Below are 22,070 nucleotides of genomic sequence, written 5' to 3' on the forward strand. Positions count from 1 at the left end.
AAGTCAGTCGCCCGTTTTTTGTCAAAGCGGTGCGCGGCCAATCGACGCCCCGCCGTCGACGAACAAGGTTTGCCCGGTGATAAAGCTGGCCTCTTCCGATAACAGGAAGGCAATACTTGCGGCCAGTTCTTCCGGTTTGCCCAGTCGGTTCATGGGCACCATCGCCAGAAAACGCTTTTCTGCCTCGCTACCGGCGGCGGTGTTCTCACGGAACATTTCGGTCTCCACGGGACCGGGGGCAATGGCATTGACCGTAATGCCGGTGCGTGCAAGTTCCAGGGCCCACGTACGGGTGAAGCTGATCATTGCGCTCTTTGCCGCCGCGTAGGTGCTACGCTCGGCCACCCCGAGTACAACCAGGCTGGACAAATTGACTACGCGTCCCCAGCCGCGGGCACGCATGCCTGGCAGCACCGCCTGTACAGTCTGAACCGCAGGCCGCAAATTGAGGGCCAAGGCATCGTCAAGATCATCCAGATCTATCTCGCCCAGCTTGCCAAGCCGAATGAAGCCCACATTGTTGACCACGCCATCGAATGTGTAGCGCTCGATCAGTTCCGCCAAGACTTTATCAGTGGCGTGCCGGTCGCTGAGATCAACCGAAACCAGAGTGCCAGGAAAACTCGGATCATCGGCTCGACGCGCCAGGCCCACCACATGATGGCCTGCTGTAGCCAAGCGTTCGCTAAGCGCGCGACCAATGCCTTTGCTGGCGCCGGTAATGAGGAAAGTACGTTTTTGCATGGAAAACCTCTTTTGGGGGGTAAGCGAAGTGAGCAGAACAAACGGCCAAATGATCTTTGACACACCTGTCATGTTTGTCAGTGTTGACATGTTTGTCAGGTGTGTCAAGATCCACTTCACAGCATTTCTAGGGACGATCAGCGTGGTTGGAATACGACAGTTCAATGAAGACCAGACCCTGGACCTGGCCATGGAGGTGTTTTGGCGTCAGGGGTTCGGAGCGACATCGATGCCGCAATTGGCTGAGGCCACGGGGGTGCTGCGCGGCTCGTTGTACAACGCCTATGGCGACAAACAGGCCCTGTTTCTAGAAGTATTTGCCCGATATCAAACGCGGTTTCTGGAGGCCGCACGTCAGGCTTTGGGAGAGCCTGATCTGGCTCAGGCATTGAAGGCTTTTTTTGCTTACACCATTGCCTCAATGACCCAAGGCACCCCGCCAAGAGGCTGTCTGACCACCAAGACGGCGATTGATGAGACGGCTAATAGCGAGCCGATCCGCCAGGCATTACGAGATTTGCTGGATAGTCTGGAGGCTCTGCTCATTGAGCGTTTCGCATCCGCTGAGGCAGAGCAGACTTTAGCCATGGAAGCCACGGCTGCGGCACGGTTGGTGATTACCCTGACCAGGGGCATTGTCGTTATCGAGCGGCTCTATCAGGACCCGCAACGCTTACAAGATATCGCTGACTCGCTAGTCGATATCCTGTTGTCTCCACGGGTTTAAAGGGGCCTCTGCGAATCGGCCAACAGCAGTCACTCAGGATCGAGCGTGAATGACTTGCGCCGCAGTGATCGAGGTCTTCGCGCCAATCTGATCGTATCGGCTTCCCGGGTGACTGCCCCGTTCTGAGACAGTTGTACGGGTTCGATACAACTCCCCAATGTCCGTCACTGCCTGGTTTTCCTGCCGACCAACGCCGGGGCCAGTGCCCGTGGCACTTTCCTGTGGCTGGCACATCCGTTGCTCCAGGGTCACGAACAAGACCCACAACAACGAGGCCGCACCCGTGGACCCTGTACCGCTGCATCACAAGACCTTCCAATTCCTTTCCAGGCAACCGCGCATGTTGATCGGCGCCGAATGGGTGTTCGCTTCCAGCGGCGCGACCATGGCCGTGCGCAATCCGGCGACTGCCAACCTCTTGTTGGAAGTGCCATCCGCTGACCATGTCGATGTGGACCGTGCCGTACAAGCCGCACGTCGCGCCTTCGACGACTCCGCCTGGAGTCGCATGCGCCCGCGCGAGCGACAAAACCTGCTGTGGCGCCTGGCCGATCTCATCGAACGTGATGCGCAGGTGATTGCCGAGCTCGAATGCCTGAACAATGGCAAGAGCGTGCAGATGGCGCGGCTGGTGGACGTGCAATTGTCTATCGACTTCCTGCGCTACATGGCGGGCTGGGCGACCAAGATTTCGGGCAGCACCGTGGATCCGTCGCTGCCGCTGATGCCGGATTCCGACTTCCACGCCTTCATCCGTCGTGAGGCGGTCGGTGTAGTCGGCGCCATCGTTGCCTGGAACTTTCCCTTCATGTTGGCGTGCTGGAAACTGGGCCCGGCCCTGGCCACCGGTTGCAGCCTGGTACTCAAGCCTGCCGATGAGACACCGCTCAGTGCGCTCAAGCTGGCCGAACTGGTGCTGGAGGCCGGTTATCCCGCCGGTGTGCTCAACGTGGTCACGGGGACCGGACTCAATGCCGGCGCTGCCCTTACCCGCCACCCCGGCGTGGACAAGCTCACGTTCACCGGCTCCACCGAAGTGGGCAAGCAGATCGGCAAGACGGCCATGGATAACATGACCCGCGTCACCCTGGAACTGGGCGGCAAGTCCCCGACCATCGTCCTCGCCGATGCCGACCTGCAGCAAGCCGCCGCCGGTGCTGCCAACGCCATCTTCTTCAATCAGGGCCAGGTGTGCTGCGCAGGATCACGCCTGTATGTACAGCGCAAGCATTTCGACCGGGTGGTGGGTGACATCGTCGACGTCGCCAATGGCATGAAGCTGGGCAACGGCCTCGACCCCAGCGTGGACATGGGCCCGCTGATTTCCGCCAAGCAACAGGACCGGGTGCACCACTACATCGAGATGGGCCGCGAGCTGGGCGCCACTGTTGCCTGCGGCGGCGAGAAATCAGGCCCCGGCTACTTCATCAGACCCACGGTGATTGTGGATGTCGACCAGAAGCATCGCCTGGTCCAGGAGGAAATCTTCGGGCCTGTGCTGGTGGCCATGCCCTTCGACGACATCGACGAGGTCGTGCGGTTGGCCAACGACAATCCCTATGGTCTGGGTGCGAGTATCTGGTCCAACGATCTGGGGGCGGTACATCGCATGATCCCGCGCATCAAGTCGGGCTCGGTGTGGGTCAACTGCCACAGCGCCCTCGACCCGGTACTGCCCTTTGGCGGCCACAAGCTTTCCGGTATCGGTCGCGAAATGGGTGCGGCGGCCATTGAGCATTACACCGAACTGAAAACCGTCATGATCAAACTTTGATGCTCCCTTTCAGGTCGGGGCCGTCTCACGCGGCCTCTGCCTGCTTTTTATTCCGGGCGACCCGCCCCTCACTGCTTTCGAGGAAACCACCATGCCGAAATATGTCATCGAACGAGAAATCCCGGGAGCCGGAAAACTCTCGGCGCCGGAACTCCGGGCGATTTCGCAAAAATCCTGTGCCGTGCTTGGCTCCCTGGGGCCACAGATTCAATGGCTGCACAGTTACGTGACGGACGACAAGGTCTATTGCCTGTACATCGCACCGAACGAGCAACAGGTTCGCGAACACGCCGCACAGGGCGGTTTCCCGGCCAACCGCGTGTCCGAAGTGGTTGAAATCATCGATCCGACCACCGCCGAATAGACCCTCTGCCCGGACAAGGCTGCCGCCCCGTCGGAGCGCAGCCTTGCCCTCAGCGTCAACTGTCCTCCATGCCTTTGAGCTTGCGGTACAGCGTCGCCCGGCCGATACCCAGGCTGCGGGCTGCCGCCGAGAGATTGCCGCCGTTGGCTTCCACCGCCGCCTTGATGGCGCGCAGCTCGGTGGCGTGCAAGGTCGTCCGCTCCTGAGGTTGCGGTGTGCCAAGCTCCACTTCGGTCTGCACGGCACAGGTCTCCAGGACTTCGTCCGGCAGGTGCTGCAAACCTATTTCCCCTTCATTTTCTGCCAGTGCGGCTGCCAGGCGCAGGGTTTGGTAAAGCTGTCGAATATTGCCTGGCCAGCGGTAGGCCAACAGCGCCTGCAACGCCTGGCTGTTGAGTTGAACCGACCGGTGTGTGGAGGTTTCAGCGCGAAGCAGATGGCCGATCAGCGCCTGAAGATCGCTGCGTTCTCGCAGGGCTGGCAGGGCCACACGCAGGCCATTGATGCGGTAGTACAGATCCTCGCGAAAGCCCCCGTTGTCCGTGAGTTGCTTGAGGTCGCGGTGGGTGGCACAGATCAGCGCGCAATCGACCTTGATCACCTGGCTGCTGCCGAGACGGGTCAGGCTGCGCTCTTGCAGCACACGCAGCAGCCGACCCTGAAGCTCCAGGGGCATGTCGCCTATCTCGTCCAGAAACAGTGTGCCCTTGTGGGCCTCTTCGATCTTGCCGCTGGCGCCCCCTTTGCGACTACCGGTAAAGGCACCTTCAACGTGACCGAACAGTTCAGATTCGATGAGGCTGGCCGGGATGGACGAGCAATTGATCGCGACGAAGGCTTCGCCGGCGCGCTTGCTGCCTTCGTGCAACAGTCGGGCAAAGACCTCCTTGCCCGTGCCGGTTTCGCCGTTGACCAGCACCGGGATGTCGTGGGCAAAGGCCTTGCGTGCGCGGCCAAGGGCATCCTGCAAGGCAGGATCCTCCAGACAGGGCCTGGATTGCGGCGCTGGAGGCTGTTCGGCGACGATGGCTGGCAGGAGCTTCGCAGGCTCGCGCCGCGCCGGTTTCTGGCCAGGCGTCATGGTGATGCAAGCGTGCAGCTCGCCGCTATGGTGACTGCGCAAACGCAGCGGTGCACTGAGGTCGTGACGGCGGTAACAGGCAGCATGGATGAAGGGCATGTCAAACAGCTCGGAGAAATCCAGGCCGATCTGGATGTCGCCGAGCTTCAACAACTGACCGGCGATGCGGTTGGCGCACCGTAGCTTGCCGGCCGGGTCGAAAGCCAGCAGCCCTTCCATCGGCGTTCCCAGGATGTCCAGGCGGTGGTGCACATGCACCAGCAACACCTCCCCGAGCTGGGCGAACAGGCGGTTTTCGATGGCACGGGCGGCAAACACCAGGGACTCCAGGGTGTAGATCGAAGGCGCCCCCTGCTTACTGCTTGCATCCAGGACACCGACGATGCTGCCGTTCAGACCGAAAATCGGCGTGGCCAGGCAGGAAAACTGGCGTGCCTCTTCCAGATAGTGTTCTTCGCCGACGAAAAAAACCGAATCGCATTCGGTCAGCACGCAACTGGGTGCGGTAGTGCCGACATTCTGCTCGGAAATCTGTGCGCCGACGCGGAAGACCTGGTTCAACTCACGATTCTCTGTGTTGCGTCGGCCCAGGCTGCTGATGACCACGCCTTCCAGATCAAGGCACGCCAGCACCCAGTCCTTGGGCGACAGGGCCGCGTGCAGTTGTTCCATTTCCGGAGTGGCACAGCTCAATAACAGGCGATTGCTTTCGGCGATCTGCGAACTGCTGGCGACGACCGGCGCTTCGAAAAGCAGGTTGTCGCGCTGACATATTCCGTAGTTGCGCGAACGCTGCCACGAGCGTTCGACCACTTCGGAATCGACGAATCGTTTGCGCGATGGAGGCGTCTCAGAGGGGGTGCTGATTTTGCGCATGGCAGGCATCTCGCGGGTGGGTGTCTCGAACTGGGTCAACCTGACCCCAAGCCACTGTCTCAGTTTGAGCCAGCGATACAGCGGGACAAATCCCGCGCTTGCTTCGACCACTTCCAATGTTATTCATATTATTGATTTATATGAAGTTTTCCACCAAACAGAAAAACTGGCACAGGCCCTGCTCAATGACATCACCAAGCCGGACATCCCCTCCGGCCTGGCGCTAATCATAAACAAAAACAATAAAGGTGATGTCATGAAAATGAGCACAGGGCCGGCTCGCGCCAACCCGGGGCGGTTATCGCGCGGACGTCTTCAAGCGCATCTGTTGCACGCTTCGCTGTTTGGCCTGATGGCCGGTTTTTCCTGCGGCGCCCTGGCCATGGACGTCGATGCCGGCGATTACACCGCGCTTCCCAAAGACACCAACCTGGGCCTGCTTTATTACCAACATGCCGAACGCAATGCGCTCTATGCCGATGGCCACAAGGTGCCGATCCATGCCGGGCTGGATTCGGATATCGGCATCCTGCGTGGCGTGCATTTCATGCAGTTGGGCGATTACATCGTCGATCCACAGTTTCTCCTGCCATTCGGCAACGTGCGGGCCAAGGACGATCTGAAAGACCTGGGCAGCGACAGCGGCATCGGCGACCTGATCCTTGCCGCGACCGTCTGGCTGGTGAATGAACCTGAAAAACGCCGCTACTTCGGCATCACCCCTTTTCTCTTCGTGCCCACCGGCAGCTACGACAAAGACAACGCGATCAACCTGGGCGAGAACCGCTGGAAGTTCACGCTGCAGAGTGGCTACATCACCGGGCTGACCGACAAGGTGACCCTCGACCTGGTAGGCGATGTCACGTTCTTCGGCCACAACAATGACTACGGCAACGCAGGCGTTACGCAAAAGCAGGAACCGCTCTACCAGGGCCAGGCTTTTCTGCGCTACAACTTTACCGAGCGCTTCGATGTACGTGCCGGCGTATCGAAACTCTGGGGTGGCGAAAGCGAAATCGCCGGGCTGGACATGAATGACAAACCCGGCACCAGCAAATACACCGTGGGCACTTCCTACTTCATCACGCCGAGCACCCAGCTGATGGCCAATTACGGCCAGGACATGTCCGTGGACAGTGGCTTCAAAGAGGAAAGGCGAATCAATCTACGCCTCCTGCAATTGTTCTAGCTTTCACGCGTTCGCGCGCAGAGCACGCAAAACGATCTACCTACAACAAGCACAATAGGACTCTTGCGTAATGATCAAGACGCAGTCATCACCCCTGAAAATCGCTAGCCTGGCCCTGGCCCTGCTGGCCCCGATGGTCGGCGCCACCCCGGTCGATCAAGCCGCTATCGTCGCTAGCGAGAACGACGGCAGCCAGTGGCTCAGCCACGGTCGTACCTATGCCGAACAGCGCTTCAGCCCCCTCCAGCAGATCACCGAACAAAACGCCGACCAACTGGGCCTGGCCTGGCATCTTGACCTCGATAACCACCGGGGCCTGGAAGCAACGCCGCTCTTCTCGGACGGCGTGCTCTATGCGTCGCTGTCGTGGAGCCGTGCCATCGCCATCGACGTCAAGACCGGCAAACAGCTATGGGCCTTCGACCCGCAGATTGATCGCGGCAAAGCCCGCGATGCCTGTTGCGATGCGGTCAACCGCGGTGTCGCACTGTGGAACGGCAAAGTCTACATCGGCACCCTCGACGGCCGTCTCATCGCCCTGGATGCCAAGACCGGTCAACAGGTGTGGAGCCAACAGACAACCGACAACAGCCTGCCCTACACCATTACCGGTGCGCCGCGGGTGGTCAAAGGCAAGGTGATCATTGGCAACGGCGGCGCCGAATACGGCGTACGTGGCTACTTTTCCGCCTACGACGCCGAAAGCGGCAAAATGGAATGGCGCTTCTACACCGTGCCGGGCGATCCGAACCAACCCTACGAGCACCCGGAGCTGGCCGAGGCAGCCAAGACCTGGACCGGTGACCAGTACTGGAAACTCGGCGGCGGCGGCACCGTGTGGGACAGCATGGCCTACGATCCGCAACTCGACCTGCTCTACATCGGCACCGGCAACGGTTCACCCTGGAACCGCAATATCCGCAGCCCGCGAGGCGGCGACAACCTCTACCTGTCATCGATTCTGGCCATCCACCCGGACAGCGGCCGCCTGGCTTGGCACTATCAGGTGACCCCGGGGGACAGCTGGGACTTCACCGCCACCCAACAGCTGACCCTGGCAGAGCTGGACATTGCCGGCAAGCCACGCAAGGTCATCATGCAGGCACCCAAGAACGGTTTCTTCTATGTTCTGGATCGCGAAACCGGCCAACTGCTCTCCGCTGAAAAATTCGGCAAAGTGACTTGGGCCGAGAAGATCGACATGAAGACCGGCAAACCCGTGGAAGCACCCGGTGTGCGCTACAAGGACAAACCCATAGTGATGTGGCCGAGCCCGTTCGGCGCCCATGGATGGCACTCGATGTCGTTCAACCCGCAGACCGGCCTGGTGTACATCCCCTACCAGGAAATTCCGGGCGTCTACCGCAACGAAGCAAAGGACTTCATCAAACGCAAGGGATTCAACACCGGCGCCGGGTTCTCCGACGCCACTGAAATTCCGCGCGAGGCGGTATCCGGTGCGCTTCTGGCCTGGGACCCGGTGAAGCAAAAAGAAGTCTGGCGCGTGCCCTATTCGAACTACTGGAACGGCGGCACCCTGAGCACCGCGGGCAACCTGGTGTTCCAGGGAACGGCAGACGGTAACTTCATCGCTTACTCTGCGGACAAAGGCAAGAAACTGTGGTCCTTTGCCGCCCAGACCGGCATCGTCGCTGCCCCCATCAGTTACCGTTTCGAAGGTGAGCAGTACGTTGCCGTAATGGCGGGTTGGGGTGGTGTCGCGCCCCTGATCGGCGGTGACGCCGCTAATGCGCCGGGGGTGGGCAACGTCAGTCGCCTGCTGGTGTTCAAACTCGGCGGCAAAGACTCACTGCCACCATTGCCCGAAAAAGCGCAGGTCGTCACCCGCATACCGAAGCCGGTCGAGGCATCCGCCACAGACCTCGCCGCGGGCCAACAGCTGTTCGGCTCCTACTGTTCTGTCTGCCACGGCGTGGGCGCCGTCAGCGGCGGGTTGATTCCCGACCTGCGCAAGTCCGACGAGGCGCGGCGCGGCCTGTTCCAGCAGATCGTCCTGGACGGCGTGTTGAGGCCTTTGGGCATGCCTTCTTTCAAAGACACGCTGGAGCCCGCCGAGGTCGAGAAAATCAAGCAATACGTGATGAGCCGGGAGTACGCGGACTACCTCAAGTCGCAACAGCCGGCCACGGCCAAAGCCACGCCATGACCGCACTGCGGTAACGCGACGACGGCGAGCCAGCCTGACCGGACTCGCCGTCATGTCGAGCAAAGATGCGCAACAGCTTTTTGAAATGAACCATCCAACAACACTGAGGAACTCAACCATGTGGACCAAACCTGCCTACACCGACCTGCGTATCGGCTTTGAGGTCACTATGTACTTCGCCAGCCGCTGACCCGTGAGCGTGGTGCCGTGCGCTGCTCCACTCCACAGGCATGGCACCACTTCAATTTGGCCCCGGTGCGCCGGGGCATTTTTTTGCGCAGTCGCCCTGACGCGATTGTTGGTCGGATCACATCATGTATATCCAGATTCTAGGTTCCGCCGCCGGCGGCGGTTTCCCCCAGTGGAACTGCAACTGCGTGAACTGCGCCGGCTTTCGCGACGGCAGCCTGCGGGCCCGGGCGCGGACCCAGTCGTCCATCGCGATTTCCGATAACGGCGTGAACTGGGTGCTGTGCAACACCTCGCCGGACATCCGCGCGCAACTGCAGAGCTTCGCCCCGATGCAACCGGGCCGCGCCCTGCGCGATACCGGCATCGGCGCGATCATCCTGATGGACAGCCAGATCGACCACACCACCGGTCTGCTCATGTTGCGCGAAGGTTGCCCACATCAGGTCTGGTGCACCGACATGGTCCACGAAGACCTGAGCAGCGGCTTCCCGCTGTTCAACATGCTGACCCACTGGAATGGCGGCCTGACCTGGAACCGCATCGAACTCGATCAGAGTTTCAGCGTCCCGGCCTGCCCGAACCTGCGCTTCACCCCGCTGCCACTGCGCAGCGCCGCGCCGCCCTATTCGCCGCACCGCTTCGACCCGCACCCGGGCGACAACATCGGCTTGGTCGTCGAGGACCTGAGCACCGGCGGTAAACTGTTTTACGCACCGGGCCTGGGCAAGGTCGATGCACCGTTGCTGGCGATTATGGCCGGCAGCGATTGCCTGCTGGTGGACGGCACGCTGTGGGACGACGACGAAATGCAGCGCCGTGGCGTCGGCACCCGCACCGGCCGGGAGATGGGTCACCTGGCGCAGAACGGTCCCGGCGGCATGCTCGAGGTGCTCGAGCAACTGCCCGGGCCGCGCAAGGTGCTGATCCACATCAACAACACCAACCCGATTCTCGATGAGGACTCGCCGCAGCGCGCGGAACTGGAGCGGCGCGGTGTGGAAGTGGCGTATGACGGCATGAGTATTGTGCTGTAGCGAATGGCCCCATCGCTGGCAAGCCAGCTCCCACAGGTTTTGTGTACGCCACAGATCCTTGTGGGAGCTGGCTTGCCAGCGATGACGTCCAACCAGACACCCAGGATTCCAACGGTTGTACACCGGAGACCCGCAATGACCGACACCCCGCTGTCCCCCACCGAATTCGAAGCCGCCCTGCGCGCCAAGGGCGCCTACTACCACATCCACCACCCGTACCACGTGGCGATCTCGATGAGGACTCGCCAGAGCGCGCGGAACTGGAGCGGCGCGGTGTGGAAGTGGCGTATGACGGCATGAGTATTGTGCTGTAGCGAATGGCCCCATCGCTGGCAAGCCAGCTCCCACAGGTTTTGTGTACGCCACAGATCCTTGTGGGAGCTGGCTTGCCAGCGAAGAGGCCCGAGCAGACACCCGAGAATCCACCGGCCGTACCCGGAGACCCGCAATGACCGACACCCCGCTGTCCCCCACCGAATTCGAAGCCGCCCTGCGCGCCAAGGGCGCCTACTACCACATCCACCACCCGTACCACGTGGCGATCTCGATGAGGACTCGCCAGAGCGCACGGAACTGGAGCGGCGCGGTGTGGAAGTGGCGTATGACGGCATGAGTATTGTGCTGTAGCGAATGGCCCCATCGCTGGCAAGCCAGCCCCCACAGGTTTTGTGTACGCCACAGATCCTTGTGGGAGCTGGCTTGCCAGCGAAGAGGCCCGAGCAGACACCCGAGAATCCACCGGCCGTACCCGGAGACCCGCAATGACCGACACCCCGCTGTCCCCCACCGAATTCGAAGCCGCCCTGCGCGCCAAGGGCGCCTACTACCACATCCACCACCCCTACCACGTGGCGATGTACGAAGGCCGGGCCACCCGCGAGCAGATCCAGGGCTGGGTCGCCAACCGCTTCTATTATCAGGTGAACATCCCGCTCAAGGACGCCGCCATCCTGGCCAACTGCCCGGACCGCGAAATCCGCCGCGAATGGATTCAGCGCCTGCTCGACCACGACGGCGCCCCCGGCGAAGACGGCGGCATCGAAGCCTGGTTGCGCCTGGGCCAGGCGGTCGGTCTCGACCCGGAGCAGCTGCGCTCGCAGGAACTGGTACTGCCCGGCGTGCGTTTTGCGGTGGACGCCTACGTCAACTTCGCCCGCCGCGCCCGTTGGCAGGAAGCCGCCAGCAGCTCGCTGACCGAACTGTTTGCGCCGCAGATCCATCAGTCGCGCCTGGACAGTTGGCCGCAGCATTACCCGTGGATCGACCCGGCCGGCTACGAATATTTCCGCACGCGCCTGGGCCAGGCCCGTCGCGATGTCGAGCACGGCCTGGCGATCACCCTGCAGCACTACACCACGCGGGAAGGCCAGGAGCGCATGCTGGACATTCTCCAGTTCAAACTGGACATACTTTGGAGCATGCTCGATGCCATGAGCATGGCTTACGAACTGAAACGCCCGCCCTATCACAGCGTGACCGACCAGCGGGTCTGGCACAAAGGAATCAGCTTATGAGTTTCGACCGCAGCCGGACCCCGCGCTGGCGTCCCGGCTACCGCTTCCAGTACGAACCGGCCCAGAAAGGCCACGTGCTGCTGTACCCGGAAGGCATGATCAAGCTCAATGAAAGCGCGGCGCTGATCGGCGGCCTGATCGATGGCCAGCGGGATGTCGCGACGATCATTGCCGAACTCGACCAGCAGTTCCCCGGCGTGCCCGAGCTCGGTGACGACATCGAGCAATTCATGGAGGTGGCCCGTGCGCAGCACTGGATCGAACTGGCCTGATTCGTCGGTGCAAGTACCGCCCACACCGGACATCGGCCTGCCGCTGTGGCTGCTGGCCGAGTTGACCTATCGCTGCCCGCTGCAATGCCCGTACTGCTCCAATCCGCTGGACTTCGCCGGGCAAGGCCAGGAGCTGAGCACCGAGCAGTGGATCAAGGTGTTTCGCCAAGCGCGGGACATGGGCGCCGCGCAACTGGGCTTTTCCGGCGGCGAACCGCTGGTGCGCCAGGACCTCGCCGAGCTGATTGCCGAGGCGCGCCAGCTGGGTTTCTACACCAACCTGATCACCTCCGGCATCGGCCTGACCGAGCAGAAAATCAGCGATTTCAAGCAGGCCGGTCTCGACCATATCCAGATCAGTTTCCAGGCCAGCGACGAACAGGTGAACAACCTCCTGGCCGGCTCGAAAAAGGCCTTCGCGCAGAAGCTGGAAATGGCCCGCGCGGTGAAGGCCCATGGCTATCCGATGGTGCTGAATTTCGTCACCCATCGGCACAACATCGACCAGATCGACCGCATCATCGAGCTGTGCATCGCCCTTGAAGCGGACTTCGTCGAACTCGCCACCTGCCAGTTCTACGGTTGGGCGCAGCTCAATCGCGTCGGGCTGTTGCCGACCCGCGAGCAACTGGTGCGCGCCGAACGCATCACCAACGAATACCGCGCCAAACTGGAAGCCGCCGGGCATCCGTGCAAGCTGATTTTTGTCACGCCGGACTATTATGAAGAACGTCCCAAAGCCTGCATGAACGGCTGGGGCAGTATTTTTCTGACCGTCACGCCGGACGGCACCGCGCTGCCCTGTCACGGTGCCCGACAACTGCCGGTGCAGTTTCCCAACGTGCGCGACCACAGCCTGCAGCACATCTGGTACGACTCGTTCGGCTTCAACCGTTTTCGCGGTTATGACTGGATGCCCGAGCCGTGCCGCTCCTGCGACGAGAAGGAAAAAGACTTCGGCGGCTGCCGCTGCCAGGCGTTCATGCTCACCGGTGATGCGAGCCACGCCGACCCGGTGTGCAGCAAGTCGCCCCATCACGGCGTGATCCTCCAGGCTCGCGAAGAGGCTGAGCACGCGACCCAGACCATCGACCAACTGGCCTTTCGCAATGAACGAAACTCACGCCTCATCGCCAAGAGCTGAACCTTTCAGCGCTGCCAAAGCCGATGCGGCATAGCGAAAAAAGCAGAGCTGGGAAAAAGGGGACGGATCTATTTTCTGTCCTTGTCTTTGCAGTAGGCCAATGATCGGAACGCGCTGCTCGTTATTTCCAACAGCGTGATGCTGGCGGAGATCACGGCGAATCGGGTGCTGGATCAGGTCGATCCGCCCTGAAGGTTCTCAACCCGAACCTGTAGGAACGAGCCCGCTCGCGAAAAACGTCAGGACAACGCGGGTTATCCAGACAGCCCGCGTTATCGTTGAAGTCAATCGCGAGCAGGCTCGCTCCCACAGGGGGCAGTCGAAGTTTCAAATGGCGACCTCCGTGGCGTCGGCCTGCACGCTGCCCCGCCGACGTTCAAACCACAGATAGACCACCGGCGTGGTGTAGAGCGTCAGGATCTGCGACACCGCCAGGCCACCGACAATCGCAATGCCCAACGGCTGCCGCAACTCGGAGCCGGCACCATGACCGAACGCCAGCGGCACGGCGCCGAGCAGGGCCGCCAGGGAGGTCATCAGGATCGGGCGCAGGCGCAACAGGCACCCTTCGCGAACCGCGTCCCGGGGCGACAGGCCCCGCTGCTGGGCCTGCAAGGTGAAGTCGACAATCATGATCGCGTTTTTCTTGACGATACCGATCAGCAGGATGATGCCGATCATCCCCAGCACTGATAAGTCCTGCCCGCAGAGCATCAAGGCCAGCAGCGCGCCGAAGCCGGCCGACGGCAAGGTCGAAATGATCGTCAGTGGGTGAATGGCGTTCTCGTACAGCACACCAAGGACGATGTAGACCGTAAGAATCGCCGCCAGAATCAACCAGGGTTGCGACTTCAACGAATCCTGAAACGCCTGGGCGGTGCCCTGGAAGCTGCCGACCACTGTGTCGGGCATCGCGACCGCCAACGACGCCTGATTGATCGCATCCACCGCCTCGCTCAAGGCGTGCCCCGGCGCGAGGTCGAATGAAAGGGTAATCGCCGGGAATACGCCCTGGTGGTTGATGATGATCGGCACCTGTTCAGTCTTGATGCTCGCCAGCAAACTCAAAGGGACGAGCGCGCCGGAACTGGCGCGGACAAACAGATGTTCCAGGGTCGCGGTGGATGTCTGCCAGCTCGGGTCCAGCTCAAGGATCACGTGGTTCTGATCCAGTTGCGTGAACATCGTCGCAATCTGTCGCTGGCCAAAGGCGTCGTAGAGCACATCGTCAATGGCCTGCACCGTTACACCCAGGCGCGCCGCCGTGGGACGGTCGATCACCAGCGTCGATTGGGCGATGGCCTGTTGCTGGTCGGAGGTGACGTGCTGCAACTGTGGCAAGGATTTGAGTTTTTCCAGCAGCACCCCGCTCCAGTGATCCAGTTCGACGCTGTCCGGGTCTTGCAGGGTGTACTGATACTGGGTCTTGCTGGCCCGACCACCAATCTGGATGTCCTGGTTGGCCTGCATGAACACCTTGACCCCGGACAACCGGTCGAGCGCCGGTTGCAGGCGACGGATGACCTCGGCCGCGCTGGCGGTGCGTTCGCTGAACGGTTTGAGGTTGATCATGACCTTGCCCTGACTGACGGTCGGGTTCGGGCCGATCCAGAAGTACACCCGGGCCACCGCCGGGTCCTGGCCAATGACCTCGGCGGCACGATTGACCTGCGCACGCATGGCGATGGGCGATATATCCGCCGCCGCTTCCGCCACGCCCTGGATCAAGCCGTTGTCCTGTTGCGGGAAGAAGCCCTTGGGAATGCCGACATACAGCACTGCCGTCGCCGCCAGGGTGGCGATGGCCACGGCCATAGTGATGCGTTGATGGTCGAGCACCCAATCCAGGCTGCGCCGATAGCCGTTGTGCAGGCCATCGAATACCCGCTCGCAGGCTTGGGCAAAGCGCCCTTCTTCGCGCTCGGCGTGGGGTTTGAGCAGCCAGGCGCAAAGCATCGGCGTGATGGTCAGGGAGACGATACCGGACATGATGATCGCAACGCTGACGGTCACCGCGAACTCGCGCATCAAGCGCCCGACAATGCCCGACATCAGCAGGATCGGCAGGAACACCGCAATCAGTGATACGGTCATCGAGACAATGGTGAACGCCACTTCGCGCAAGCCGTCGACCGCCGATTGCAGGCGAGACTTGCCCATCTCCAGGTGCCGGACGATGTTCTCCATGACCACAATGGCATCGTCCACCACAAACCCGACGGCAATCGCCAGGCCCATGATCGACAGGTTGTCGAGGCTGTAGCCCAGCAGGTACATCACCCCGAATGTCGCCACCAGCGACAACGGGATGGTCAGGCTCGGAATCAGGGTGGCGGTGGCTTTGCGCAGGAACACGAAGATCACCACGACCACCAGCGCAATGGACAGCAGCAAGGTGAACTGCATGTCATTGACCGAGGCTTCGATGGTCTGGGTACGGTCGCCCACCACCTGCACCTGCACGTCTCGCGGCAACGACGCCGTCAGCTCGGGCAGCTTGGCCTTGATCGTGGCGATGGTCGACAGCAGGTTGAAACCCGGTTGCTTGTGGATGTCGACAATGACCGTGGGCTCGGCCCCCAACTGCGCGGCTTGCTGGGTGTCTTCGGCACCGGCGATCACCCGGCCGAGGTCACCGAGTTTGATCGGCATGCCATTTTTATAGGCAATGACCTGATCGCGATAATGCTGCGGATCGAGAATTTGGTCGGTCGCGCCCAGGGTGATCGAACGGCTTTGTCCATCGAGGCTGCCTTTGGGTTGATCGAGGGTGCTGACGCCAATCACGCTGCGCACATCTTCCAGCGTCAGGCCTCGAGCGGCCAATGCATCGGGATCGATCTGTACCCGCACCGCCGGTTTCTGCTCACCATGAAAGTCCACCAGGCCGACGCCGGGCATCTGCGACAGCCGCTGGGCAATGTAGTTGTCGGCATAGCGATCCAGCTCCGGCAGCGTACGGATTGGCGAGGTCACGGCCAGCGACATTACCGTGCCTTCGGCCGGATTGACCTTGTTGAAGGTCGGCGCACTGGACATGGTCTTGGGCAGGTTCGGCGTGGCGGTGTTGATCGCTGTCTGCACATCTTGCGCAGCACCGTCGATATCCCGCGACAAATCAAATTGCAGCACGACCTGGGTTTTACCGGCTGCACTCGATGAGGTCATCGAGGTCACTTGCGGCACGGCAGCAAACGCGCGCTCCAGGGGTGTCGCCACCGAAGACGCCATGGTTTCCGCGCTCGCCCCGGACAGCTTGGCAGTGACCTGGATGGTCGGGAAATCCACGGTCGGCAGCGGTGCCACCGGCAGATGAAAATACGCGAAGGCGCCCAGCAGCATGACCCCGAGGGCCAGCAGACTCAGCCCGATTCGCCGTTGAATCAATCCGGCCAAGGCATTCATTGGGCGACCTCTGCCAGTTCGGCAGGGGTGTCCGTCTTGACCGGCGTCACTTTCAGCCCCGGCGCGACGCGGGACTGGCCCTGCACCACCACGGTTTCACCGGCCGCCAGGCCTTGGCGAATCCATTGCTTGCCATCAACGACAGTGGCGGCATCGACCAGACGCGGCTGGACCCGCTGATCACCATCGACCACATAGACAAAGCTACCCTGACGCCCCAATTGCACGGCATCAGCAGGAACCACGGCCACGTCCCGACGCGTCTGCACCAGCAATCGCGCCGTCACCAACTCGCCCGGCCAGAGCTTGGCGGCAGCATTGTCGAACTGTGCCTTGAGCTGGATCTGACCACTGGCGGCGGTCACCTGACTGTCGATGAAACTCAGTTGGCCACGGGCGATTTCCTGTTGGCCATCGCGGGTCATCGCGACCACCTGCAACGCCCCCTTGGCGTTTTCCTCGAGAATGTCCGCCAGTTCGTCCTGGGACACGGCGAAGGCGACCGAGATCGGGTTCATCTGGGTAATCGTCACCAAACCGGTGGCTTCGGCGCCATGGGCAATGGCGCCGACATCCAGCAGGCGCTGGCCGGTGCGCCCGGTCAAAGGGGCCTTGACCTGGGTGAATTCCAATTGCAGGCGCGCCGTATCCAGCGCCGCCTGATCGGCCTGTACCGTGGCTTGCTGGGCGGCCAGTTGCGCGCGGTAAGTGTCGACATCCTGGGTCGGGCCGGCCTTCGCCGCGGCCAGTTTGCTGGCGCGGTCGAGGTTGACCTTGAGGTTGGCCAATTGCGCCTGATCCTTGGCGACCATGGCCTGAGCCTGGGCGACCTGAGCCTGATACACCCGCGGATCGATCACCGCCAGCAGGCTGCCCGCCGTGACCGTTTGCCCTTCATTGAACAGGATTTTTTGCAGTTCGCCGTCCACCCTCACCCGCACATTGACGCTGTTGAGCGCCTGCACATTGCCAATGGCACTGATCCAGATCGGCAAGTCCTGGCGACTGACTTGGGTCATCTGCACGGGCACGGCACCGGCCTCGGATTTCACCGGCGCGGCCTGGGCACGCTTGATCCATTGAAATCCGCTGAAGGCGGCGGCGAGCGAGAGCACCACCAGCCCCCCGAAAACAAAACGACGACGTGGGTTCAAGGCATTCATGGGTGGGCAACCTGAGCGGGAGAATTGGAAGCGAGGGTGTCAGACGAGAAGTCCCCACCCAGGGCCCGGAACAGGCCGACGGCGGCCTGCAAATGCTGGAGGCGTACCTGCAACAGCGTGTCTTCGGCCTGGTATTGGGTGCGTTCGACGATCAACAACGTCTGGAAATCGGTGGACCCGAGGCGGTAGCGAACCTGCGCCAGGCGCGCCGCTTCTCGCGCCGAATCGACGGCGGACTGGTTCAACGCATAGCTCTTGTCGAGCTCGCGGGCGGCGCTGAGTTGCGTCTCCACATCTTGCAGGGCCTCAATGATTGATTCGCGATAACTCGACGTCAGTTCCTGAACGTGGGCCTGATCGAAGTGCAACTGCCCCTTGAGCTGGCCACCGGCAAACACCGGTTGGCTGAGCGTGCCGATGGCGCTCCAGATCTGGCCGCCGGCGAGCGTGTCGATGCCGCCCAGCAAGTCCAGTGAGAGGTTGGGCAGAAACGCGGCGCGAGCCACGCCTACATCGAAGTTGGCTGATTTCAGCCGCGCTTCGGCAGCCTGGATGTCCGGCCGTTGGCGCAGCAAGCCAATCGGCAACCCGGTCGCAGGTTGCGGCACTTGCAGGGCATTCAGCCCATCACCTTGCAGGTGAAAGCCCTCGGGCTGCGCGCCGACCAGAACGGCCAATTGGTACAACGCCAGATCCCGTTGCTGACGCAGTGGCGGTATCGCCGCTTCAAAGGTCTGCATGGCGTTGCGTTGCTGGGCGACTTCCAGGTTCGATACCGCGCCCTGGCTGGCCTGGACTTCCACCAGATCCAACACCTGCCGCGCATCGTCGGCGATGGATCGGGCCAGACGCAGCCGGTCCTCCAGGGACAGCACCTGGAAGTAGCTGTCGGCAATGCTCGCCCCCAGACTCATGCGCAAGGTCTGGGCATCAAACGCCGTCGCGTTGGCCAATGAGTCGGCGGAGTCGGCGGCGGCACGCTGCTTGCCCCAGAAGTCGATCTCGTAAGTCGCTTCGGCAAAAACACTGCGTTTTTCCGTGGTGCCGTAGTTGTTCTGACGCTGGACATTGCCCCCCAGGTTCAACGCCGGGTATTGCGCCGCCCCTGCCACTTGCGCCGATGCACGGGCCTCATCGATCCGACTGACCGCCGCCTTGAGGGTGTAGTTGGACGCCAGGCCACGGGCGATCAGTTGATCCAGTTCGGCGCTGTGAAATTCACTCCACCATTGCCCGCCCTGGGCCGATTGGCTGCTCGTCGCGCCATCCCACTGCCGGGCCAGGGGCAACTCCGGTTGCCGATACTCGGGCACCATGGAGCAGCCGCCGAGCATCAGCACGCCGAGCAACGTCAATGACACAGGTGAGCGAAATGCCGCGCGCCAACTGCGCGCGGCCAAGGTTGAAAACGACATGGGCAAGCTTTCCCCCGCTTGAGCCTGTGTGGAGCGATCCACGAATGAGGCGAAGATAGCGAGGGGCGCCTGCCAGAGCGTTCGTCGGCAGGTAAACTTTTATTTAGCCTTGGTCCGGTGTCACCTGGAAGCTGTAGCCGGCGCCGGGCACGGTCTTGATCAGCGAGTAGTCGAAACCTTCATCGAGTTTGCGTCGCAAGCGATGAATGTGTTTGTCGATCACGTTGTCGTTGGGGTCGAATGCGTAATCCCAGGCACTGTCGAGCAGCATGTCGCGGGTCACCACCTGACCGCTGTGGCGCATGAGTTTTTCCAGCAACAGCGTCTCACGGTGCTGCAAGGCAATGACCCGACCCTGACGCACGGCGGTGCGGGTGGCGCAATCGAGGTGCAACTCGCCAACCACCAGTTGACGCGCCGGCCCCGTCGTCTGCTCCCGTCCGCGCAGCAAGGCATCGAGTCTGGCCAGCACTTCGGCGAACGCATAGGGTTTGGCCAGGTAATCATCGCAACCGGCTTGCAGGCCCTCAACCTTGTCGGTGGTGGACGCCTGCGCACTGAGCATCAGAATCGGCACCCGCAGCTTGCGTGCACGCAGGGCCTTGATCAAACCGATGCCGTCGAGGCCGGGCAAACGGCGGTCGACGATCAAGGCATCGTGAATGTCTTCAAGGGCCATGCCCAGCCCCGTATTGCCATCACTGGCGATATCGACGACGTGACCGCTTTCGGTCAACCCGCGCAGCAGGTAAGCGGCGGTCTGGGCATCGTCTTCAACCACTAGAATGCGCACGGCACCGTCTCCATGAATCAAACCTAAACTTTTGTTTACCCGACGGGAACGTGGCGCAGCCGCAGGCTTTGTCACACTATGCCATCTCTGCCCGATGATGTGAGCGGTCCAACTGCCATGACCCATGTTCTGGTCGTCGAAGACGACTTGCCTACCTGCCGCGAAATCGAAGCCGCCCTGTGTGACCACGGCTTCACCGTGAGCTGTGCCAACAATGGTCGCGAAGGCCTGCTCAAGGCCTTGAGCGAACCGTTCGACCTGATCGTTCTGGACCGCATGCTGCCCGGCGGGCTCGACGGGCTCGGCTTGCTCACCGCATTGCGGGCGGCAAGCGTGAACACGCCGGTGTTGATCCTCAGTGCCCTGAGCGCCCTCGATGAGCGGGTTCGCGGCTTGCGCGCCGGCGGTGACGATTACCTGACCAAGCCGTTCGAGTTCATCGAACTGACCGCACGCCTGGATGCCTTGAACCGCCGTCGCGCCGAACCGGTCGCCGAGGCCAGGGAAACCCGCTTGCGCGTCGCCAACCTGGAGGTCGATCTGTTGAGCCGGACGGTACGGCGCGGTGACCGGGTCATTGAACTGGTCCCACGGGAATACGCCTTGCTGGAACACTTGATCCGCAACGCCGGGCAGGTGGTCACGCGCACCATGCTGTTCGAGGCGGTGTGGAATTACAGCTATGACGAGCGCACCAACGTGATTGAAGTGCATATGGGCCGCTTGCGGCGCAAGGTCGACGGCGAGGGTGAGCCACCGATGATTCATACCATTCGTGGAGCCGGTTATGTCCTCCGTTCGCCTGAGTGAAATTCCGCGCACCATCAGCTTTCGAACCGGGCTGCTGTTTCTCGGCCTGTTTGGCTGTTCGTTCCTGGCGCTGTTCGGCTATGTCTATTGGCAAACGGCGTTTTACCTGAAGACCGAAGCCGATACGGCGCTGTATCGCCAGGTGGAAAACCGCAGTGCCCAGGACCCCGAGCTGCAGCTCAGGGAGATCCGCAATCACGCCGTGCAGGACGTCGAAGCACGCCTGCCTCACAGTTTGTTCGACGCTCAAGGCCAGTTTATTGCCGGCGCCATCCAGCAGCTGCCGCCCTTCTCCACCTATGACAAACCCCAGGAATTCGACTGGCGCAAGGAAAACGGGCATCAGCGCCCCGTCCGCTTCATCGTGCATCGCCTGGCCGATGGCAAGACGCTGCTGGTGGCCCAGGATATCCACGACATACGCGAGTTCGACGAACTGCTGATCAAGGCGCTGGTTTCCGGTGGCGTGCTGTTGCTGGTGGTCGGCCTGTTCGGTGCGCTGGTGTTGGGTTATTCGGCGCACCGGCGGCTGGACAAGGTCAGCCGTTCGATCAAGGGCATCATTGAAGGCGACTTGACCGGCCGCTTGCCGATTCAGGGCAACAACGATGACATTGACCGACTGGCCTCGGTGGTCAACGGCATGCTCGATGAGCTTGAACGCTTGATGAGCGAGGTCAAGGGTGTGTGCGACGACATCGCCCACGACCTGCGCACCCCGCTGACTCGCCTGATCGCCGGCCTTGAACGCACCCAGCGCCGTGGTCTGGACGAGGCGCAATACGCTGCCAGCATCGATGCCGCGTTGACCGAAGCCAAGGGCCTGCTATTGACCTTCAAGGCCCTGCTGCGCATCTCGGAAATTGAAGACAGCGCGCGTCGCAGTCACTTCGCGCCCCTGGATCTGAACCTGATCAGTGCCGACGCCGTCGAGCTGTATGAGCCATTGGCCGAAGAACGCGGCATCAGCCTGACTCTTGACGCCAGCCAGGCACCCGCGATCATTCCCGGGGACGCGCAACTGCTGTTCGATGCGATCTGCAATCTGTTGGACAACGCCATCAAGTTCTGTCCCGACCACAGCCAGGTCCGGTTGACCGTTATTGCAGACCCGAACAGGGTCGGGATACGCGTAACGGACAACGGGCCGGGTATCGCGCCAGCGGAGCGGGAAGCGGTCTTGCGCCGACTGTACCGCGCCGAATCGAGCCGCCATACGCCCGGCAATGGCCTGGGGTTGAGCATGGTGTCGGCGGTTGCGCGCCTGCATGACATGAAGCTGGCCGTCAGTGATGCGGCCCCGGGCTGTCGGATCGATCTGACGAGCGTTCGCACAGCCTGAGGCTGGAAGCTACAGCCTCACCCGGCAAAAAAACAAAATTGCCATGTGTTTCCTTCGTTCCTCC

General features: G+C 61.7%; 18 protein-coding genes and 2 pseudogenes. 14 read left to right on the top strand and 6 right to left on the bottom strand.

Annotated features, from left to right (window positions below):
• Positions 1-21 precede the first annotated feature (21 nt).
• Complete coding sequence (locus tag BJ917_RS05715; RefSeq protein ID WP_121102545.1) at positions 22-744, bottom strand: SDR family oxidoreductase; 723 nt, start codon at positions 742-744, stop codon at positions 22-24.
• Here BJ917_RS05715 and BJ917_RS05720 point away from each other — a divergent pair.
• From BJ917_RS05720 to BJ917_RS05730, 3 genes are all read left to right on the top strand, one after another.
• Positions 743-1,471: a TetR/AcrR family transcriptional regulator gene (locus BJ917_RS05720; RefSeq protein WP_256658506.1), complete on the top strand. Its 729-nt coding sequence runs from the start codon at positions 743-745 to the stop codon at positions 1,469-1,471. The genes BJ917_RS05715 and BJ917_RS05720 overlap by 2 nt on opposite strands.
• A gap of 340 nt (positions 1,472-1,811) precedes the next feature.
• Positions 1,812-3,245 carry an aldehyde dehydrogenase gene (locus tag BJ917_RS05725; protein WP_121102547.1) on the top strand — a complete coding sequence of 478 codons (1,434 nt, stop codon included), beginning with the start codon at positions 1,812-1,814 and terminating at the stop codon, positions 3,243-3,245.
• Positions 3,246-3,336: 91 nt separating this feature from the next.
• Positions 3,337-3,609 carry a DUF4242 domain-containing protein gene (locus tag BJ917_RS05730; protein ID WP_096512208.1) on the top strand — a complete coding sequence of 91 codons (273 nt, stop codon included), beginning with the start codon at positions 3,337-3,339 and terminating at the stop codon, positions 3,607-3,609.
• A 55-nt stretch (positions 3,610-3,664) separates the two neighbouring features.
• Here the strand turns inward: BJ917_RS05730 and BJ917_RS05735 are convergent, their stop codons facing one another.
• On the bottom strand, positions 3,665-5,566 hold the full coding sequence (locus BJ917_RS05735; protein WP_096515465.1) for a sigma-54-dependent Fis family transcriptional regulator: 1,902 nt from the start codon (positions 5,564-5,566) through the stop codon (positions 3,665-3,667).
• A gap of 256 nt (positions 5,567-5,822) precedes the next feature.
• Between BJ917_RS05735 and BJ917_RS05740 the strand changes: the two genes are divergently transcribed.
• The 9 genes and pseudogenes from BJ917_RS05740 (at position 5,823) to pqqE (ending at position 13,078) form a co-directional block, all read left to right on the top strand.
• Complete coding sequence (locus BJ917_RS05740) at positions 5,823-6,755, top strand: transporter (RefSeq protein WP_096515467.1); 933 nt, start codon at positions 5,823-5,825, stop codon at positions 6,753-6,755.
• A gap of 70 nt (positions 6,756-6,825) precedes the next feature.
• On the top strand, positions 6,826-8,922 hold the full coding sequence (locus tag BJ917_RS05745) for a PQQ-dependent dehydrogenase, methanol/ethanol family (RefSeq protein WP_256658507.1): 2,097 nt from the start codon (positions 6,826-6,828) through the stop codon (positions 8,920-8,922).
• Between the two features lie 118 nt (positions 8,923-9,040).
• Positions 9,041-9,112: a pyrroloquinoline quinone precursor peptide PqqA gene (gene pqqA / locus BJ917_RS05750; RefSeq protein WP_008365141.1), complete on the top strand. Its 72-nt coding sequence runs from the start codon at positions 9,041-9,043 to the stop codon at positions 9,110-9,112.
• 124 nt (positions 9,113-9,236) lie between these two features.
• On the top strand, positions 9,237-10,148 hold the full coding sequence (gene pqqB, locus BJ917_RS05755) for a pyrroloquinoline quinone biosynthesis protein PqqB (RefSeq protein ID WP_121102549.1): 912 nt from the start codon (positions 9,237-9,239) through the stop codon (positions 10,146-10,148).
• A gap of 135 nt (positions 10,149-10,283) precedes the next feature.
• Positions 10,284-10,412 (top strand): annotated as a pseudogene (locus BJ917_RS05760) (pyrroloquinoline quinone biosynthesis protein C); the annotation flags it as partial.
• 184 nt (positions 10,413-10,596) lie between these two features.
• Positions 10,597-10,677, top strand: a pseudogene (locus BJ917_RS05765) (pyrroloquinoline quinone biosynthesis protein C); the annotation flags it as partial.
• Between the two features lie 232 nt (positions 10,678-10,909).
• Positions 10,910-11,662 carry a pyrroloquinoline-quinone synthase PqqC gene (pqqC, locus tag BJ917_RS05770; RefSeq protein ID WP_096514647.1) on the top strand — a complete coding sequence of 251 codons (753 nt, stop codon included), beginning with the start codon at positions 10,910-10,912 and terminating at the stop codon, positions 11,660-11,662.
• Positions 11,659-11,934: a pyrroloquinoline quinone biosynthesis peptide chaperone PqqD gene (gene pqqD / locus BJ917_RS05775; RefSeq protein ID WP_121102551.1), complete on the top strand. Its 276-nt coding sequence runs from the start codon at positions 11,659-11,661 to the stop codon at positions 11,932-11,934. The genes pqqC and pqqD overlap by 4 nt, the downstream gene beginning before the upstream one ends.
• The gene (gene pqqE, locus BJ917_RS05780) at positions 11,906-13,078 is read left to right on the top strand and encodes a pyrroloquinoline quinone biosynthesis protein PqqE (protein WP_121102552.1); all 1,173 of its coding nucleotides are present in this window, start codon (positions 11,906-11,908) and stop codon (positions 13,076-13,078) included. Before pqqD ends, pqqE begins: the two co-directional genes overlap by 29 nt.
• A 327-nt stretch (positions 13,079-13,405) precedes the next feature.
• Here pqqE and BJ917_RS05785 read toward each other — a convergent pair whose 3' ends face one another.
• From BJ917_RS05785 to BJ917_RS05800, 4 genes are all read right to left on the bottom strand, one after another.
• Complete coding sequence (locus BJ917_RS05785) at positions 13,406-16,483, bottom strand: efflux RND transporter permease subunit (RefSeq protein WP_121102555.1); 3,078 nt, start codon at positions 16,481-16,483, stop codon at positions 13,406-13,408.
• On the bottom strand, positions 16,480-17,646 hold the full coding sequence (locus tag BJ917_RS05790; RefSeq protein WP_096512213.1) for an efflux RND transporter periplasmic adaptor subunit: 1,167 nt from the start codon (positions 17,644-17,646) through the stop codon (positions 16,480-16,482). Before BJ917_RS05790 ends, BJ917_RS05785 begins: the two co-directional genes overlap by 4 nt.
• Positions 17,643-19,061, bottom strand: coding sequence for an efflux transporter outer membrane subunit (locus tag BJ917_RS05795; RefSeq protein WP_096512214.1), 1,419 nt, complete (start codon positions 19,059-19,061; stop codon positions 17,643-17,645). The genes BJ917_RS05790 and BJ917_RS05795 overlap by 4 nt, the downstream gene beginning before the upstream one ends.
• 103 nt (positions 19,062-19,164) lie before the next feature.
• Entirely contained in the window at positions 19,165-19,854 is a 690-nt protein-coding gene (locus BJ917_RS05800) for a response regulator transcription factor (protein ID WP_096512215.1), read from the bottom strand.
• A gap of 117 nt (positions 19,855-19,971) precedes the next feature.
• Here BJ917_RS05800 and BJ917_RS05805 point away from each other — a divergent pair, with 117 nt between their 5' ends.
• Both BJ917_RS05805 and BJ917_RS05810 read left to right on the top strand, forming a co-directional pair.
• Positions 19,972-20,664: a response regulator transcription factor gene (locus BJ917_RS05805; RefSeq protein ID WP_121102557.1), complete on the top strand. Its 693-nt coding sequence runs from the start codon at positions 19,972-19,974 to the stop codon at positions 20,662-20,664.
• Positions 20,642-22,006, top strand: coding sequence for a HAMP domain-containing sensor histidine kinase (locus BJ917_RS05810; protein ID WP_096512217.1), 1,365 nt, complete (start codon positions 20,642-20,644; stop codon positions 22,004-22,006). The genes BJ917_RS05805 and BJ917_RS05810 overlap by 23 nt, the downstream gene beginning before the upstream one ends.
• Positions 22,007-22,070 lie beyond the last annotated feature (64 nt).

The sequence above is a fragment of the Pseudomonas sp. WPR_5_2 genome (genome assembly GCF_003634475.1).
In the GTDB taxonomy this organism is placed as follows: domain Bacteria; phylum Pseudomonadota; class Gammaproteobacteria; order Pseudomonadales; family Pseudomonadaceae; genus Aquipseudomonas; species Aquipseudomonas izuensis.